A 15,864-nucleotide genomic window follows, 5' to 3' on the forward strand; every position below is an offset into this window, starting at 1 on the left:
TTATTTGTTTCCTCCTTCCACTGCGTAGGACATGATAATCTCCTGAGAGATTTCGTCTACATCAGGGTCTAATATTTTAACAAGTCTGCCTTCGCTCATAACCGCAATACGACTGGAGTTATTAATGATCTCAGGCAATTCGGACGAGATCATGATAATAGATACCCCTTCTTTGCTCAGGTCGCTCATCAGCTTGTAGATTTCCGCCTTTGCGCCAACGTCGATGCCGCGGGTAGGTTCATCCAGGATCAGAACCTTTGGCTTAGACGCCAGCCATTTTGAAATGACAACCTTCTGCTGGTTACCGCCGGACAGCTCGCCCACCAGCTGATTGACGGATGCCATGCGTATCGAAAGTTTATTCTGATATGTGGAGATCAAATTCGCTTCTTTTTTACGATTGATTCTGAGATTATGGATAAATTCTTTCAAAACCTGAAAAGTAAGGTTCACCGCGATGCTGTGGCCCAAAAAGAGTCCCTGTCCTTTACGGTCTTCGGGAACCAGCGCGATGCCCGCGCGAATTGCTTCCGTCGGATTGGAGATCGATACTTTTTTTCCTTCGATCCATACTTCGCCGGAGTGGATTTTATCGATTCCGAACAGTGCGAGAGCCGTTTCCGTCCGACCCGCGCCCACGAGTCCGGCAAAGCCCAGGACCTCGCCTTTTTTCAGGTCGAAGCTGACATCCTTCACGGCTCTGCTGCACAGCCCTTTTACCTGCATCAGCGTCTCGCCGCCCACAGCGCGCTCCTGTCCGTAGATCTCGTCGAACTTGCGGCCGACCATCATGCTGATCAGCTCTTTTTCGGTTGCTTCCGCCGTGTTTTTCGTACCGATAAATTTACCGTCACGCAGCACGGTGACCGTGTCGCAGACAAGGAAGGTTTCTTCCATACGGTGTGAAATGTATATGATGGCTACGTTCTTTTCCTTCAGCATTTTTACCTGCCGGAAAAGGTCCTCTACCTCGGCGTTGGCCAGCGAAGCGGTAGGCTCGTCCATAATAATCACTTTTGCGTTTTCATTGATGGCGCGCGCGATTTCCAGCATCTGCTGTTTTGCGATCGACAGGCCCGTGACCAGACGGTTTGTCGGCAGATCGATTCCCATCAGGTCCAGCGCGGCTCGGGTTTCGCGGTGCATTCTGCGCTGGTCGATCAGCCCCGCTTTTGTCTTGGGTTCCTTGCCAAGGAAAAAGTTTTCAGCGATTGTCATACTGGGAACATTGCTGATTTCCTGATGGATAAAGCTGATGCCGTAACGGCGGGCGTCATCCACAGTATTGATCTGCACCGTTTCTCCGCCTATTTTGATATCGCCTTGATCGGCATGGTAAATACCGCCGAGAATCTTCATCAAAGTGGATTTTCCGGCACCGTTTTCCCCCATCAAAGCACGTACTTCCCCCGGTTTAATGGAGATCGATACGTCATCCAGAACTTTGTTGGAGCCAAATGACTTAAAAATGTTATTCATCTCAAGGGTATACTCACTTGGCATTGAATCACTTCCTTTTACTGCTTGCCGCCTGAAAGACGGCATTTACTTTGGAAACAGGCAAATGAATTTCACAAATTAGTTGCGTAACCGGTCACCAATCCGCGAAAAGGTGACCGATCACACTCAGACTCTCATCGAAAAATTGTTTTTATTTGTCTACGTTGCTGGCGTCGATAATGGACATCGGCATAATGACGTTTGCTTCCACTTTCTGGCCGGCGATCAGTTTGTATGCGGTTCCCACTGTGGTGCTGCCGATACCGGTCGGGTCCTGGGCGGCGGAAGCGACCATTTCGCCCGCACGGATAAAGCCTTTTCCTTCATCGGAACCGTCGACGGACACAACCTTGACATCCTTGATTTTTCCCGCTTCCTTCAGTGCCGAGATAGCGCCGCGGGCGGTAGGATCGTTAATGGTGAAAACACCGTCAAGATCCGGATAAGCATTGATAAAGTCGACCATGATCGGCTGTGAGTAGTCAGCGGTTGCTTTTTCCACGTCCTTGCTCTGAAGGATCTTGATGTCGGGGTAGTTTGCTTTGATTTCGTCTTCGAAACCCTTTTGACGTGCGTGGCAGGTTGTTGTTGTGCTGAAAGTGATTTCAACGACATTGCCCTTGTTGTTCAGCGCTTTTGCCAGGGCCTGTGCGCACATATGTCCGGATGCCTCGTTGTCGGAAACGATCGTGCTGGCGACCAGCTCGGGGTTTTTAACGCCTACGTTGAAAGCGATAACCGGAACGCCGGCCTTCTGGCAGGTTTCCAGGGTTGCGCGGACACCGTCCGAATTGATGGGGGACAGGCCGATTACGTTACAGCCCTGGTTGATCAGATCGATTACGTCGTTCATCTGCTTGTTCTGGTCTCCCTGGGAGTCCATAACCACAAGGCTGTCGTCCGGGCTCTTGAGCGCCTTCTGCATACCTTCTTTGATCTGTACGAAAAATACGTTTGTGAGGTTCGGGACGGAAATACCGAGTTTGAGCGGTTTGCCGGTAGCTGTGCCCGATGCCGCCGTACTTCCGGCTGCGCTGGCCGCCTCACTGGCCTGTGAAGAGGCCGTGCTGCTGTTTCCGCAGGCCGCCAAAGACAAAACCATAGCCATGACCAGAATAATTGCACCTAATTTTTTCATTTTGAAGCTCCTTTTCATTTTTAGTTTCTCCTCCTTGCAAATTATCATTATAACCGGTAGGACGGTCAATCATAAATCAGCAGCCAAGGTAACCGCCGTCTACCGGAATAATTGCGCCACTAAGATAGTCGGATGCATGAGAAGCCAGAAAGATCGTCACGCCCTTGACATCGTCCGGCGTGCCCCAGCGTCGTGCCGGTATACGGTTTGTGATTTCAGCGTTGCGGGTTTCATCCTCGATGATTTTTGTATTCATCTGTGTAGCCATATAACCCGGCGCAATCGCGTTTACATTAATTCCCTCGCGGGCCCATTCGTTGGAGAGCGCTTTGGTGATCTGGGCAACGCCGCCTTTGCTTGCGGCATAGGCCGGAACGGTATAGCCGCCGAAGAAGCTGAGCATGGAAGCGATATTGATGATTTTTCCGCTCTTCTGTTTGATCATTTCGCGTCCCGCAAGCTGGCAGAGCATGAAAACGGCGGACAGGTTGATGTTCAGGACCAAATCCCAGTCTTCCATCGAAAAATCTTCCGACTTGCTGCGGCGCTGAATGCCCGCAGCCGGGACAAGGATGTCGATTCTCCCGCCAAGCTTTTCCAGTGCTTCATGGAACGCACGGTTCAGTTCGTCACGGTCGCCGAGGTTGGCGCGGACGGCGTGGGCTTTGAATCCCCGCTCGCAGAATTCCTTCGCGGCCGCTTCCGTGCCGGCTGAAATGTCGATGATCGCCACTTCGGCGCCCGATTCCATCAGGCCTTCGGCTATTCCGTGGGCCAGACCCGAAGCGGCGCCCGTTACGATCGCTTTTTTTCCCGTTAAATCGAATAAATTCATACTTTTTCCTTCCTTGAAATTACTTTCCGGCTGCTGTGTTGACAACATTGACCAGGGGCTGATCCAGAGCGCCCCTGGCGGCTTCTTCCGCCACCTTGCGCTCCAGCTCGATTGCGGACTCTTCCGAGTACCAGGCGATATGCGGAGTGGCAAGGAAGTTCGGAAGGCTCAGAAGGGGATTGTCCTTCGCAATCGGTTCCGGACTGAAGACATCGCATGCCGCGCCGGCGATTTCCCCGCTGGAAAGGGAATGGAACAGGTCCTGCTCATTGATGATGCCGCCGCGGGACACGTTGATGAGATAGGCGCTTTCTTTCATTTTCTTTAACTGCGGGGCCGCAATCAGATCGCGGTTCCCGTCCAGCGGGCAATGTACGGAAATAATGTCGGAACGCTCCAGCAGCTCGTCCAGGCTGACCATTTCCATATAGTCCTTTGTGCGTCCGGCTTTTTGCGCGTATTCATCATAGGCAAGAACCTTCATTCCAAAGGCTTTGGCTCTTTCCGCGAAAGCGGTGCCGATCCTTCCTACGCCGATCACGCCGACCGTCTGGGTGGATAACCTGTAAATGGGGATCGCTTTCTGGTATTCCCAGACGCCGCTTTTTACATTGTCGTTATTCAGAACAATTTTTCTGGCAAGGGCCAAAGCAAGCGCCATTGCATGATCCGCCACTTCGTACATCCCGTAGTCCGGCACATTGCAGACTTTAACGCCGTGCTTTGTGGCGGCCGTCAGATCAATATTATCCACTCCCACGCCGTAACGCACAATCACCTTGAGGTCCGGCAGGTTGTCAAACACCTTTTCTGTGAAAGGGGCATACTGGTTAATCACTGACTTGAATCCTACGCATTCACGAATCAGGTCGTCTTCCGTCTTGCATTGGAGCCAGGGCGCTTCCAATCCGGCCGCTTTCAGCACTCCGGCTTCCACCGTAATGCTGTCGTGGTCGCAGTCTGTAATCGCCACAAGATTCCGATTGAGCATTCGCTACACTCCTTTTTGAATTTTAAATCTAAAATTTGATTTCGACCTATATTATATAAGCGTGTCGATAATTACGCAATAGTGAAAATTAATGAATAAATTTTATATATAATAGGCATTTTAACTAAAAAATCGATTAATACACCCTTGAAATGACTTTATAATTCGTTAATTTATATAATATAATCAAAAACTGTCTTTTTATTTATATTAAACATTTTGCTGGAAATATAGCAAATAAATACTTGATTTTTATAGAAATTATTTATATAATAGATTTTGAAATTGAATATAATATTTTATATTTGATGGATTACTTAACAACTATTTATAAAATGTCCATATTTTTTGATGACATTCTGTTTTGTTTGTGATAAAATAAACAAGTTGTTAATCATCGTTATTGTTTTCAGACAGGCTGCCGACAGCCGTTTCAGTCTAAAAGGAATGCGAAAAAAATTGGATGGCTTCTGCGCTGTCGTCCATAGGAGGTCAAGTATGGAAAAGCAACCCCTTTCTTTATTGGAATGGGCTTATGCCCACATCAGGGACCAAATTATGTCCGGCGAAATGGAGCCGGGCAAAAAAGTCGTCGTCAATCAAGTTGCCGAAAGTCTTTCGATCAGCCCCACCCCCGTCAAAGAAGCGATGAACCGTTTGGTGGCGGAGGGGCTGATGGACATGCTGCCCCGGCGGGGCTTTGTTGTAAAACAGTTAAGCATGGACGAAATCCGCAATATCATGGACTGCCGTATTATGATGGAAACCTTTGCAGCGATACCGGCGGCGGAAAATTTTCACGCTCACCCTGAAATTCAGGTGAAAATGCGTGAGGTATTAAGGAGAATGGCGGATGTTCAGGCAAACGACTATGTTACGGCCAACCAGTATGAACAAATTTATCACGGAAGCATTATCCGCCTGACGGAAAACCGGAAGCTGACGGAGCTCTACAATATGCTGATGGGCGTAAGCTTCTCTTTCCTTGTCTATGCTTCCTCCAGGCATCCTATGGAACGGCACGAAGCCGCCCATCAGGAGCACAAGCTGATGTATGAATGTCTGGAAGAGGGAGAGGGCAAAAAGCTGGAGCTCCTGATCCGCACTCATCTGGAAAACACGATGAAGCTTTATGAGACTTTTTTACCGGCTTATACAAAAGAAGATACCAATGTATCCACATTTTGATTCTGCATGTCCTGCCGGCTGCGGTTTGGGCAAATCATGTTCAATATTTCATTGAATTTCAGAAAGGACTTTATTTTAAGATGTCAAAAGGTATTATGCTGATCGGGGAACCAATGGGACTGTTTATCGCGCAGTCCGAGGGCCGTCTGGAGGATATTCCCGGCTTTTCCTGCGCCGTTGCGGGGGCCGAGTTTAATGTTGCGGTGGGAATGACCAGGCTGGAGCTTTCCGCAAGCTATCTTACAAAACTGGGACGGGACCCTTTCGGGAAACAGATCGTAAAGGCGATGGAACGCAACGGGATCAACACCGATCTGGTTTCCTGGAGCGAGGAGCACAGCACCGGTTTCATGATGAAATCCATGGTTTCCTCCGGTGATCCTGATATCTTTTATTTCCGTAAAAATTCCGCGGCGTCTACTTTAAGCGCCGAAGATATTGCTCAGGTTGACTTTTCAGCCTATCAGTGGGTGCATGTTACCGGAATCCTGCCGGCGCTTTCCCAGTCCACCAGAGAAGCGACAATGTTTTTGCTGGAAAAGGCCCGCGAAAACGGGCTGACCGTTTCCTTCGATCCGAATCTGCGGCCTCAGCTTTGGGCCAGTCAGCAGGAAATGGTACGGGTCCTGAATGAAATAGCGGCAAAAAGCGACATGGTTCTTCCCGGTGATTCGGAGGGCCTGATCCTTACCGGAAGCAGGGACCCGGAGGCCATCGCCGAATTTTACCTGAAGCGGGGAGCGAAAACCGTGGTGGTCAAGCAGGGGGCGAAGGGCGCCTATGCCGCGTGTGCACAGGAACGCTTCTTTGTTCCCGGATTCCCTGTAGAGAAGGTGGTCGACACGGTCGGCGCGGGCGACGGATTTGCCGTGGGAATCATCAGCGCGTTAATGGAAAACCTGCCGTTAAAGGAAGCGGTGCGCCGCGGAAACGCGATCGGCGCCATTCAGGTCATGTCCCGCGGCGACAATGAAGGACTGCCGACCAGGGAGCAGCTGCAGCATTTTATGCAGGCAAAATAAAATATTAACAATAAAGAGAGGGACCGATCATGAAGAACCTGATGGATATTATCACGGGCGCCGCCCTGGTGCCGGTGGTTGTTATTGACGACCATACCAAATCCGCAGATTTGGGAAAGGCGCTGTGCGCGGGGGGAATTCCCGTGGCCGAGATTACCTTCCGCACCGATTCCGCACGGCAGGCAGTGCGGGAAATGGCTGAAAAGGTGCCGGAAATCACCGTCGGAGCCGGTACCATCCATACGGTAGAGCAGGCGAGGAGCGCCGTGGACGCCGGGGCAAAATTTATCGTGACGCCGGGTTTTATCCCCGCCGTTGTGGAGTGGTGCCTGGAAAACGATATTCCGGTTATCCCCGGCTGCTCCAGTGCGACCGATCTGGAAGCGGCTCTCCGCTTTGGCCTGGATACCGTTAAGTTTTTCCCGGCAGAGGCCAGCGGCGGGATCAAGGCGCTGAAATCATTCGCGGGTCCTTACAGAGGGCTCCGGTTTATCCCCACAGGCGGAATCAATGAAAACAATGTGCAGGAATATCTTTCCCTTTCCAACGTAGCCGCATGCGGCGGTTCCTGGATGGTGCCGAAAGATTTGGTAGAAGCGGGAGATTTCAGCCGGATCGTCAGCCTGTGCAAGGAAGCCGTGCGCAGGGCCTTCGGGTTTGAACTGCTGCATGTCGGCGTCAACACCAAGGATGCTCAGGACGCGTCCAACGTGGCGAACAGCTTTGCCGGCCTTCTTTCCATTCCGGTCATGGAGTTCCCGGGCGCTTATTTTGCCGGGAGCATGTTTGAAATTGTGAAGGGTCCGTTCCTGGGCGAAAACGGGCATATTGCCATTCAGACCAACGATATCGAGCGCGCGGTCCATCATTTTGAGTGCATGGGAGCAGAGCTGGACAAAGGTTCGGCGGTGCGTGACGAAAACGGCGGGCTGATCGCGATTTACTTTAAACGGACGATCGGCGGCTTTGCCATCCATTTAAGAAGGAAGTAAGCTGTTCCCGGCCGGACAGGAATCCGGCTCACAGCCGGGATCATCCATTCCCTGAATCATTGATAAAAGGACCTCCTGACGCAGGATGAATGCGGCAGGAGGTCCTTTGTGCAGGAAGGGAAATCGCTCGCCGGCCAGAGCGGGTTCGGTCGACTTGTGCAAAAGGTGTGCAGAGAAATGGTTGTTGCAAAGGCTCCGATTTATGCTATGATAAAAAAACGGAAGAATAAAGAGATCGCCGTCATAGACAGGAGGATATCAATGAAAAAATTCAGCTACACAATAAAGGACCCGGAGGGAATCCACGCACGGCCCGCGGGGCTGTTGGTTAAACAGGCCGCGCAGTACACTTCTTCGGTGAAAATCGGCAAGGGAAACAATCTGGCGGATGCCGGGAAGATTTTCTCGGTTATGGGCTTAGCCGCCAAGCAGGGAGAGACCGTTACCGTTGTGGTAGAGGGTCCGGACGAGGAGCAGGCCGCGGAACAGATCAGGAAATTTTTTGAGCAGAACCTTTAGTGGAAACCGCCGTAAAGGCGGTTTTTGTTTTATCACGGGAGTGGGATGAGGCGCCCCGGCCAAGGGCACTCTGCGCAAATCCGCCGATTTCTTCAGGCGGTTTATAAACGGTATGAGGGCTGGCGGCTGTTTCATAAAATGATATGGGAAACAGAACATTTGCTTTGCCTGTTCATACAGCGTTTGTGCAAAAGATGTGCAATAGTTTGGTATTGTAGTTTGTTGTCAGTAAATTATAATGAAAAAAAGGGTACACAATTGCAACTTGTGTTATGGAAAGAAAAATTATGAAAAACAGAGAGAACAGCATTCTGAGCTTTATTTTTTACAATGGCGGAGCGGGCCTGCAGGAGCTTCTGGACCGGTTCGGGATTTCCAAACGCACGCTGTACTATGATATTGAAAATATCAATGAGCAGATCAAAAGCTGGGGGAAAATACGGAGAATCGGACAGAAATTCAACTGTATCGGCAACTACAACATGCTGCGCAGGTTTATCAGCGGGGCCGGTTCTCTGGACCCCTACGCGGTCTACAGCAGAAGAAACTATATTCTGGGAAGAATTCTGGACGACCAGCCCTTTACCCTTGAAAAGCTGGCTGAAGAAATGGGCATCAGCAAAAACACCTGTATCAGCGATATGGAGGCCGTAAAGCTGCTGTTGAAGGAAAAGGGGCTTTTGTTTCATACAAAGCCGCGCTTTTCAATTTTGGGTAATGAAATAAAGATACGGGAGCTTTACCTGTCGCTCATGCAGGAAAATGTAGACCTGATTCACCAGATTTCACAGCCGGTTGTGAACTTTGACCGGGAGCAAAACCTGCAGCTGACGGATTATTCCTTGGGCAACCTTTCCGCATTCCTCGCATTTGTGAAACAGAGGATCGCTCAGGGGCGGTTTGTGCAGACGGGGGACGATTTCTCCGAAGCGGAGCAATTTCCGTACTGCGAGGCCCTTTCCGGGCTGCTCGGGACCGACGATCCGCAGGAGCGGCAGTATCTTGCGGCCTATGTTGCTTCTCTTCCCAGCAGGAACCATCAGGTGGACGACAGCAGGATCGAACGATATGTCGACCGGCTGATTGAAAAATTTGAATCCAAAACCGCGATTACGCTGGAATCCAAGGAGGAGTTTAAAAGCAATATCAAGCGCCATCTGCTTTCGTCTTATTATCGTATCCGGTTTCATTTTCCAGTCAACAATCCCTGCCTGGAGGAAATCAGCCTGCGGCACGGTGCGCTTTATAAGATTATTCGCTCCGTTGTAACGGAGGGCGGGGAAGAATTTCCGGAACTGAGCAGCATGAGTGATGAGGAAATCGGATTTCTCACGGCCTATTTTGGCGGATATCTTTCCGGAAGCCGGAGCAGCGGGGTGCGCAGAAACAGGGTGCTGCTGGTTTGCCCCAACGGCCTGATGGTGTCAAAGACGCTGAAAATACAGCTTTATAAGTATATTCCCGCGGTGGAGGTGGTAGATACCATCGCCATGAGCAGTTTGCCCGGCTATACCGGCGATTACGATTACATTATTTCCACCATCGAACTTCCGGACTATTCAAACGTGATGGTCGTCAATCCGATTCTTACCAAAATGGATATTCAGCTTATTATGAACAAATTGCTGGATTTTTCAGGCTTTGCCTATACGTTTGACATTGAGCTGCTCATTCATGTGATTCGCAAAAGCGCGGATATTTTCGAGGAAGACCAGCTCCGCCGGGATCTGGGCACGCTGATGTACCAGAAGACACAAGAAAACAAGGAGGAAAAAAATCCTGTGCTGAAAGACCTCATCTATGGAAACAGAATTCATATTGTACAACATGTAAAGAATTGGCAGGAAGCGATTACACTGGCGGCCCAGCCGTTGGTGGAGGACCATTCCATTGAACCGTCCTATGTGGAAGCCATGATCGAAAGCGTAAACCGGTTTGGGCCGTACATTGTACTGGACGAGTACTTTGCACTTCCCCATGCGAAATTGAAAGGCGGTGTAAACCGTCTTTCCATGTCCCTGCTTGTTGTCAGGGACGAGGTGGATGTGCTCGGCCAGCCGGTGAATGTGTTTTTGGTGCTGGCGACGGTGGATTCTTCGTCCCATCTGGACGCGCTGGCGAACCTATCCGATATCCTCAGCGAACGAAAAAATCTGCAGGTGTTTCGTTTGGGAGATCAGGAGGAGATTCTGGATCTTCTCCGGAGATATTGAAAATCCTGCGGGGCATTTCCATTGTTTGTACCCGTTCAATCGACGGTTATACAGGGAGTCCAAAGTGAGGAGGTGATAATATGAAGATTTTAGCGGTTTGCGGATTTGGCTGCGGATCATCCATGATATTGAAAATGAGCCTGGATAAAGTATGTAAACAGTTGGGGATTGCCTGCGAAGTGGAAACAGCCGATATCAATTCGGCCCGCGGCGCCCAATGCGATGCGATTTTTACCAGTGCGGAGCTGGCGGGAGAACTGAAAAGCTCCTGCACCGTGCCCATATACAGTGTGAAAAAGTATATGGATTTAACGGAAGTCAAAGAAGTGCTTGAGAAGTTTTTGAGTGATACTAAGGGGGTATTATGATGATGGATTTTATTACAACAAACATTCTGCGCAACCCTCCCGTCCTGCTGGGGCTGATCGCCATGCTGGGACTGATCCTTCAGAAAAAGGAATTCACGGAGGTGGTAAAGGGGACCCTGCTTGCGGCGTTCGGCATGCTGATTCTGAACGCGGGTGTTTCCATGCTGGTCAGCTCCATTTCACCGATCAATGCGGCGTTTCAGTCGCTTTCCGGCTCCGGTGCGGCGGAAGGGCTCAATGACGTTACTTTCACCGGTACCTATGGCGGAGATGTCGGCTTGTCCATGTTCGTCGGCCTGATCCTGCATCTGCTGATTGCAAGGTTCACGCCGATCAAGACCATCTTCCTTACCGGTCACATGCTGTGGTGGTTCCCGTTCATCTTTGTAGCGGCGGGTGTGGAAGCAGGCCTGAAAGGCCCCATGCTGATTGCCGTCAGTGCGGTTTTTTCCGCTCTCTACTGGTCCGTTATGCCGTGGCTGCTTCGCAAATATGTCTTTGCCGTCACCGGTGACGAATCCTTTACGCTTGGCCATCCGACCGGCGTTTTGAGTTTGATTTCCGGTTTTGTCGCGGGCAAAGTGGGAAACAAGGACAAATCCACGGAAAGTCTTACCCTGCCAAAAGGACTTTCTTTCTTCCGTGAAATTTCCATTACCGGCGCAGTCGTCATTTTCATTATGTTCATTGCCGTCGGGATTGCAGTACCCTCCTCGGTTGCGAAAGACCAGAACCTGTTTATGGTTTCCGTCAATCAGGGGCTGAATTTCGGTGCGGGGCTCATCATCATGCTGCAGGGTGTACGTATGCTGATCAACCAGATCGTTCCGGCGTTCAAGGGCATTTCTGAAAAGCTGGTTCCAAATGCGCTGCCGGCCTTTGACTGCCCGATCATTTTCAATTATAAGCCGAATGCCGTGCTGATTGGTTTTGTAACCGCAATGGTTACTTCTACGATTATCGTGCTGATCTGCAATTCGGCGAATGTCTTCCATTTGATGCTGATCCCGCTGGTCATTACCTCCTTCTTTGAGTGCGGTGCGGCGGCTGTCATCGGCGAGGGGCAGGGCGGCCTGCGCGGCTGCGTGATTGGAACTGCGGTGGCGGCGGTCGTCATGGTTGCTCTGGTAGGCGTTTCCGCGGTCATGTATTCCGGAACCATCCAGAATTGGATGCTGATATTCGGCGGCAACGATCTTTCACTCTTCGGGATTATCGCAAATCTGATCGATAAGCTTCTGGCGGTGGTCTGAGCATGGAGTTTCTATATTTTTCAGAAATCCGCAGGCTGCTTGATCAGGTTGAAAAAACGGAGTCGGAATCCATGGAAGCCGCTGTCGGTGCGTTGGTAAAAGCTATTCTGGACAAACGCGCGATCTATGTGTTCGGGGCGAGCCATGCGGGGATTCTGACGCAGGAAATGTTCTACCGGGCCGGCGGACTGGTGGTCATCAACCCGATCTTCGGCAGAGAAGTAATGCTGGATACTTCTCCCATTACTCACACCAGTAAAATGGAGCGGCTGCCGGGATACGGTACGCTTCTTGCTCAAAAGACATGTATCGGGAACGGAGATGTGCTGATCGTTCATTCCGTTTCCGGCAGGAACCCCGTCACCATCGAGGTGGCCATGGAAGCGAAGAAAAGGGGTGCCTGTGTGATCTGCATCACGAATCTCAGCTATTCCCAATCCGTCACGTCGCGGCATCCTTCCGGAAAAAAGCTGTATGAGGTCAGCGATATTGTAATTGACAACCATGGGGAAAAGGGAGACGCGTGCGTAAAAATTAAAGGAATAGAGCAGAAGGTAAGCCCAACGTCCACGGTGATCGGAGCGTCTGTCCTTAATGCCGTTGTTGCGGCTGCCGCGCAGGCGCTGGCGGATACAGGGCTGGAAATCCTGCCGATTTTTTACAGCGCCAATGTGGACGGCGGCGATGAACGGAACCGCAGGGTCTATGAGGAGTATAAGGACAACATTCATTACAGCTACTGAGTACATACAGCATTTCCAGTTGATTTTGCAACAAGGTTGTGTTCTCGCAAACTGAAATGGAATTGCTATCGTTACGGCTGACTGAAAGGCCGGACCTGGCGCCGCTCATTCCTATCGTTCCAGTGACAAAGAGAAGGCGTTTCAGAATTATTTCAACAGAATTCTACAGCCAGGCAGAATCATCAACAATATGGGCGGCCGGAATTTCCGGCCGCCCATATTGTTGATGTCTTTTTGAAGGCTGATTTACAGTCCCAGAAAATTGCGGAATACCCGGCTGATGTGCGCGGCTTCCGTCGCATTTTCCATTTCGCTGAAAATGCGGAGCACCGGTTCCGTTCCTGAAAAACGGCAGATAATCCATCCTCCGTTCTTAAAATATACCTTGCACCCGTCCATGTAGGAGATCTTTTCGATTTCCAGGTCGAACCGCGGCGTCTTTTTCTCCTCAAAAAGAAGATGCTGCAATTCTTCCTTGCGTTCGCCGGTCATGCGGCAGTCGAACTCGTCCATGGCGAAATTTCCGAACTTTCGGTGGATTTCGTCGAGAATGTCCCGCAAAGATTTGCCGATCACGCTGATCATCTCCACCAGCAGGGAACCGGCATAAACGCCGTCCTTGCCGTGAATATGGCCGCGCACGGTCAGCCCGCCGGAGGACTCGCCGCCAATCAGGGCGTCGGTTTCCTCCATTTTGGCGGAAATATACTTGAAGCCGACCGGGACCTCATAACAGGCTTCCCCAAAGCTTTCCGCCATCAGGTCGAGACAGTGGGTTGTGGCAATATTACGCACCACAGCGCCCTTCCAGCCTTTATATTCATGCAGGTAATAGTAAAGCAGCACAAGAATATCGTTTGGGTGGATAAAGCTTCCGCTGGAATCGATCAGGCCGATGCGGTCGGCGTCGCCGTCCGTGGCGATGCCAAGATCGTAGCCGTTCTGGACGACCATCTGGGCCAGATGGGACAGCGTCGAGCTGTTCGGGGCGGGAAGCCTTCCGCCGAACAGGGTGTCGTGCCGGTCGTGGATGACCTCCACGCTGCAGCGGCAGGTGAGCAGAATCGTCTGCAGGGTCGTTTTGCTGACTCCAAACATGGGGTCAAGAAGGATTTTCAGATTTTTTCTCTTAATGGCTTCGGTATCAATTACATTCAGAATACTGTCGATATAATGGTTCTGTGGGTCGATCTCCAGAATCAGCCCGCCCGCGGCAGCGTCCTCATATTCCATCGTGCGGATTTCCGCCGGACTCATCAGGGCGATTTCTTTTTCCAGACGGTCGGTTACTTCTTCCGTCGCGTCCCTTCCGCCGGACGTAAAAAGCTTGACCCCGTTGTATTCAGCCGGGTTATGGCTCGCCGTAACTGCCATCCCGTATGCGGCGGCTTCCTTCAGCACCTGAAACATGATCAGGGGCGTCGGCGCGTCGTGATTGATGAGGTGTACCCTGACGCCCTCGGCCGCAAGGGTGCACGCTATCCACTTTGCCCCGAAATCGGACAGAAACCGGCGGTCGTATCCAATGACGACCGGAAGGTGTTCGGCATGGTCCTCTTTTATCATTTTCGCCAATGCGGCGGAGAGCAGCTCCAGATTGCCCCGCGTAAAATCCTCTCCGATAATTGCGCGGAATCCGCCGGTACCAAATTTGATCATATGTAATCCCTCCCGTAGAATCTGGGGCTATTCTAGCATTCCGGATTTGCATTTTCAAGCTTGGATGACTGCGAATTGCACAGTTTTGAAGTAAAAATATGACGGATTTCGTGAATATGTTAGAATCCTCTACAAAAGTACAGGATCGTCACATTGTATTTACACGGCCAAGATGCAATAATGAGATCACGACAACGCGGGGCAAGGCCCCCGGAATTCAAATTTTAACGAACTGAGGGGAAGAGTTATGAAAAAGTTTGTCAGCGCACTTTTGGCTGTCACCATGCTCGCCGGCGTGTTAGCCGGATGCGGGAGCACGCAAAGCGCATCGTCACAGGCCAATACGGACGCCAGCCAGGCTGCGGAGCAGACGCCGAATTCCAAGCACGTCACGGTTTATTCGCCGCACCCGGCGGACCCGCTGAACGCGGGAATCAAGGAGTTCCAGGAGAAGACCGGAATTACGGTGGACCTTGTCGCCGCGGGAACCGGCGAACTGCTCAAGCGTATCGAGGCCGAAAGCGACAGCCCGCAATGCGATGTGTTCTGGGGCGGCGGAGCGGATTCCCTTGCGGCCTACAGCAAATATTTCGACAAGTTTACGCCCGCCGATATTGACAGCATCGATAAGGAGTATGTCAGCAAGGACGGACTCTGGACCGGAGAATCCCCGCTGCCGATGGTCATTATGTACAATAAAAAGCTGGTCGGGGAAAGCGACGTCCCGAAGGGCTGGGGCGATCTGATCGACGCGAAGTTCAAGGGGAAAATTGCGTACGCGGACCCGGCGAAATCCGGTTCCTCCTACACCATCCTGTGCACGATGCTGACCGCGTTCGGTAAGGACGACGGCAAGGGCTGGGATTTCATTCAGAAGTTTGTCGCCAATCTGGACGGAAAAATTCTCGGTTCCTCCGGCGACGTCTATAAAAAGGTGTCCGACGGCGAATACAGCGTCGGCTTGACGCTCGAAAAAGAGGCCATTAAATATGTTCAGGCCGGTGCGGACGTCGGCATCATTTATCCGTCGGAAGGCACCTCCGCGGTTCCGGACGGCATTGCGCTGGTCAAGGGCTGCAAAAACAAGGAAAATGCCGAAACCTTTATGAACTTTGTTCTGAGCAAGGAATGCCAGACCATGATGGCGACCGATTTTGCCAGAAGAGGCGTCAGGCTGGACACTCAGGTTCCGAAGGACCTTCCGGAAATGAAGGACGTAAAGCTGGTAAACTACGACTTTGATTGGGCGTCTTCCCAGAAAACACAGGTCATGGAAAAGTGGAAAGAGGTCATTGTCGGTTAACCGCAGGGCGTCAAAGCGGTTCTGACAGATTCCACGCAAATCAGGAGTCTTTGCGTGCAGGCGTTAAAAGCAGATGAGCGCCTGCACGCTTTCTATCATAAGGCGGTTGGCGGGCGCCTGTTCCTGCTTTTGGAACGCGT

The 15,864-nt window shown here is 51.2% G+C and carries 14 protein-coding genes; 9 read left to right on the forward strand and 5 right to left on the reverse strand.

Annotated elements, in window-relative coordinates; genetic code table 11:
• The 4 genes from ACRQU7_RS04800 to ACRQU7_RS04815 form a co-directional block, all read right to left on the reverse strand.
• Positions 1-1,503, reverse strand: a complete 1,503-nt coding sequence (locus ACRQU7_RS04800) for a sugar ABC transporter ATP-binding protein (protein WP_141827355.1) — start codon at positions 1,501-1,503, stop codon at positions 1-3.
• Between the two features lie 148 nt (positions 1,504-1,651).
• Positions 1,652-2,638, reverse strand: coding sequence for a substrate-binding domain-containing protein (locus ACRQU7_RS04805; protein WP_170949879.1), 987 nt, complete (start codon positions 2,636-2,638; stop codon positions 1,652-1,654).
• Positions 2,639-2,714: 76 nt separating this feature from the next.
• Positions 2,715-3,473, reverse strand: a complete 759-nt coding sequence (locus ACRQU7_RS04810; RefSeq protein WP_444644148.1) for an SDR family oxidoreductase — start codon at positions 3,471-3,473, stop codon at positions 2,715-2,717.
• 19 nt (positions 3,474-3,492) lie between these two features.
• The gene (locus ACRQU7_RS04815) at positions 3,493-4,464 is read right to left on the reverse strand and encodes a C-terminal binding protein (protein WP_444644150.1); all 972 of its coding nucleotides are present in this window, start codon (positions 4,462-4,464) and stop codon (positions 3,493-3,495) included.
• A gap of 498 nt (positions 4,465-4,962) precedes the next feature.
• Here ACRQU7_RS04815 and ACRQU7_RS04820 point away from each other — a divergent pair, with 498 nt between their 5' ends.
• From ACRQU7_RS04820 to ACRQU7_RS04855, 8 genes are all read left to right on the forward strand, one after another.
• On the forward strand, positions 4,963-5,652 hold the full coding sequence (locus ACRQU7_RS04820; RefSeq protein ID WP_444644152.1) for a GntR family transcriptional regulator: 690 nt from the start codon (positions 4,963-4,965) through the stop codon (positions 5,650-5,652).
• An 80-nt stretch (positions 5,653-5,732) separates the two neighbouring features.
• Complete coding sequence (locus ACRQU7_RS04825) at positions 5,733-6,674, forward strand: sugar kinase (RefSeq protein ID WP_444644154.1); 942 nt, start codon at positions 5,733-5,735, stop codon at positions 6,672-6,674.
• A 29-nt stretch (positions 6,675-6,703) separates the two neighbouring features.
• Positions 6,704-7,666 carry a bifunctional 4-hydroxy-2-oxoglutarate aldolase/2-dehydro-3-deoxy-phosphogluconate aldolase gene (locus tag ACRQU7_RS04830; RefSeq protein WP_444644156.1) on the forward strand — a complete coding sequence of 321 codons (963 nt, stop codon included), beginning with the start codon at positions 6,704-6,706 and terminating at the stop codon, positions 7,664-7,666.
• A gap of 261 nt (positions 7,667-7,927) precedes the next feature.
• Complete coding sequence (locus ACRQU7_RS04835) at positions 7,928-8,185, forward strand: HPr family phosphocarrier protein (RefSeq protein ID WP_141827361.1); 258 nt, start codon at positions 7,928-7,930, stop codon at positions 8,183-8,185.
• A gap of 287 nt (positions 8,186-8,472) precedes the next feature.
• Positions 8,473-10,398, forward strand: coding sequence for a BglG family transcription antiterminator (locus ACRQU7_RS04840; RefSeq protein WP_185741243.1), 1,926 nt, complete (start codon positions 8,473-8,475; stop codon positions 10,396-10,398).
• Positions 10,399-10,478: 80 nt separating this feature from the next.
• On the forward strand, positions 10,479-10,766 hold the full coding sequence (locus ACRQU7_RS04845) for a PTS sugar transporter subunit IIB (protein WP_038322840.1): 288 nt from the start codon (positions 10,479-10,481) through the stop codon (positions 10,764-10,766).
• Positions 10,766-12,019, forward strand: a complete 1,254-nt coding sequence (locus ACRQU7_RS04850) for a PTS ascorbate transporter subunit IIC (RefSeq protein WP_444644159.1) — start codon at positions 10,766-10,768, stop codon at positions 12,017-12,019. The genes ACRQU7_RS04845 and ACRQU7_RS04850 overlap by 1 nt, the downstream gene beginning before the upstream one ends.
• A 2-nt stretch (positions 12,020-12,021) precedes the next feature.
• Positions 12,022-12,762, forward strand: a complete 741-nt coding sequence (locus ACRQU7_RS04855) for an SIS domain-containing protein (RefSeq protein ID WP_444644161.1) — start codon at positions 12,022-12,024, stop codon at positions 12,760-12,762.
• Between the two features lie 246 nt (positions 12,763-13,008).
• Here ACRQU7_RS04855 and ACRQU7_RS04860 read toward each other — a convergent pair whose 3' ends face one another.
• A complete protein-coding gene (locus tag ACRQU7_RS04860) occupies positions 13,009-14,421 on the reverse strand; it encodes a phosphoglucomutase/phosphomannomutase family protein (RefSeq protein ID WP_444644163.1) in 1,413 nt (470 codons plus the stop codon).
• Between the two features lie 247 nt (positions 14,422-14,668).
• Here ACRQU7_RS04860 and ACRQU7_RS04865 point away from each other — a divergent pair, with 247 nt between their 5' ends.
• Positions 14,669-15,724, forward strand: coding sequence for an ABC transporter substrate-binding protein (locus ACRQU7_RS04865; protein WP_141827366.1), 1,056 nt, complete (start codon positions 14,669-14,671; stop codon positions 15,722-15,724).
• Positions 15,725-15,864 lie beyond the last annotated feature (140 nt).

It is taken from the genome of Caproiciproducens puteiluti, from assembly GCF_052442865.1.
Lineage (GTDB): Bacteria > Bacillota > Clostridia > Oscillospirales > Acutalibacteraceae > Caproiciproducens.

Bases quoted from the DNA above. Each gene is read 5' to 3' on its own strand.
- ACRQU7_RS04840 (WP_185741243.1), top strand. From the start codon at position 8,473: ATGAAAAACAGAGAGAACAGCATTCTGAGCTTTATTTTTTACAATGGC.
- ACRQU7_RS04845 (WP_038322840.1), top strand. From the start codon at position 10,479: ATGAAGATTTTAGCGGTTTGCGGATTTGGCTGCGGATCATCCATGATA.
- ACRQU7_RS04800 (WP_141827355.1), bottom strand. From the start codon at position 1,503: ATGCCAAGTGAGTATACCCTTGAGATGAATAACATTTTTAAGTCATTT.
- ACRQU7_RS04835 (WP_141827361.1), top strand. From the start codon at position 7,928: ATGAAAAAATTCAGCTACACAATAAAGGACCCGGAGGGAATCCACGCA.
- ACRQU7_RS04860 (WP_444644163.1), bottom strand. From the start codon at position 14,421: ATGATCAAATTTGGTACCGGCGGATTCCGCGCAATTATCGGAGAGGAT.
- ACRQU7_RS04810 (WP_444644148.1), bottom strand. From the start codon at position 3,473: ATGAATTTATTCGATTTAACGGGAAAAAAAGCGATCGTAACGGGCGCC.
- ACRQU7_RS04815 (WP_444644150.1), bottom strand. From the start codon at position 4,464: ATGCTCAATCGGAATCTTGTGGCGATTACAGACTGCGACCACGACAGC.
- ACRQU7_RS04805 (WP_170949879.1), bottom strand. From the start codon at position 2,638: ATGAAAAAATTAGGTGCAATTATTCTGGTCATGGCTATGGTTTTGTCT.
- ACRQU7_RS04820 (WP_444644152.1), top strand. From the start codon at position 4,963: ATGGAAAAGCAACCCCTTTCTTTATTGGAATGGGCTTATGCCCACATC.
- ACRQU7_RS04855 (WP_444644161.1), top strand. From the start codon at position 12,022: ATGGAGTTTCTATATTTTTCAGAAATCCGCAGGCTGCTTGATCAGGTT.
- ACRQU7_RS04825 (WP_444644154.1), top strand. From the start codon at position 5,733: ATGTCAAAAGGTATTATGCTGATCGGGGAACCAATGGGACTGTTTATC.
- ACRQU7_RS04865 (WP_141827366.1), top strand. From the start codon at position 14,669: ATGAAAAAGTTTGTCAGCGCACTTTTGGCTGTCACCATGCTCGCCGGC.
- ACRQU7_RS04850 (WP_444644159.1), top strand. From the start codon at position 10,766: ATGATGGATTTTATTACAACAAACATTCTGCGCAACCCTCCCGTCCTG.
- ACRQU7_RS04830 (WP_444644156.1), top strand. From the start codon at position 6,704: ATGAAGAACCTGATGGATATTATCACGGGCGCCGCCCTGGTGCCGGTG.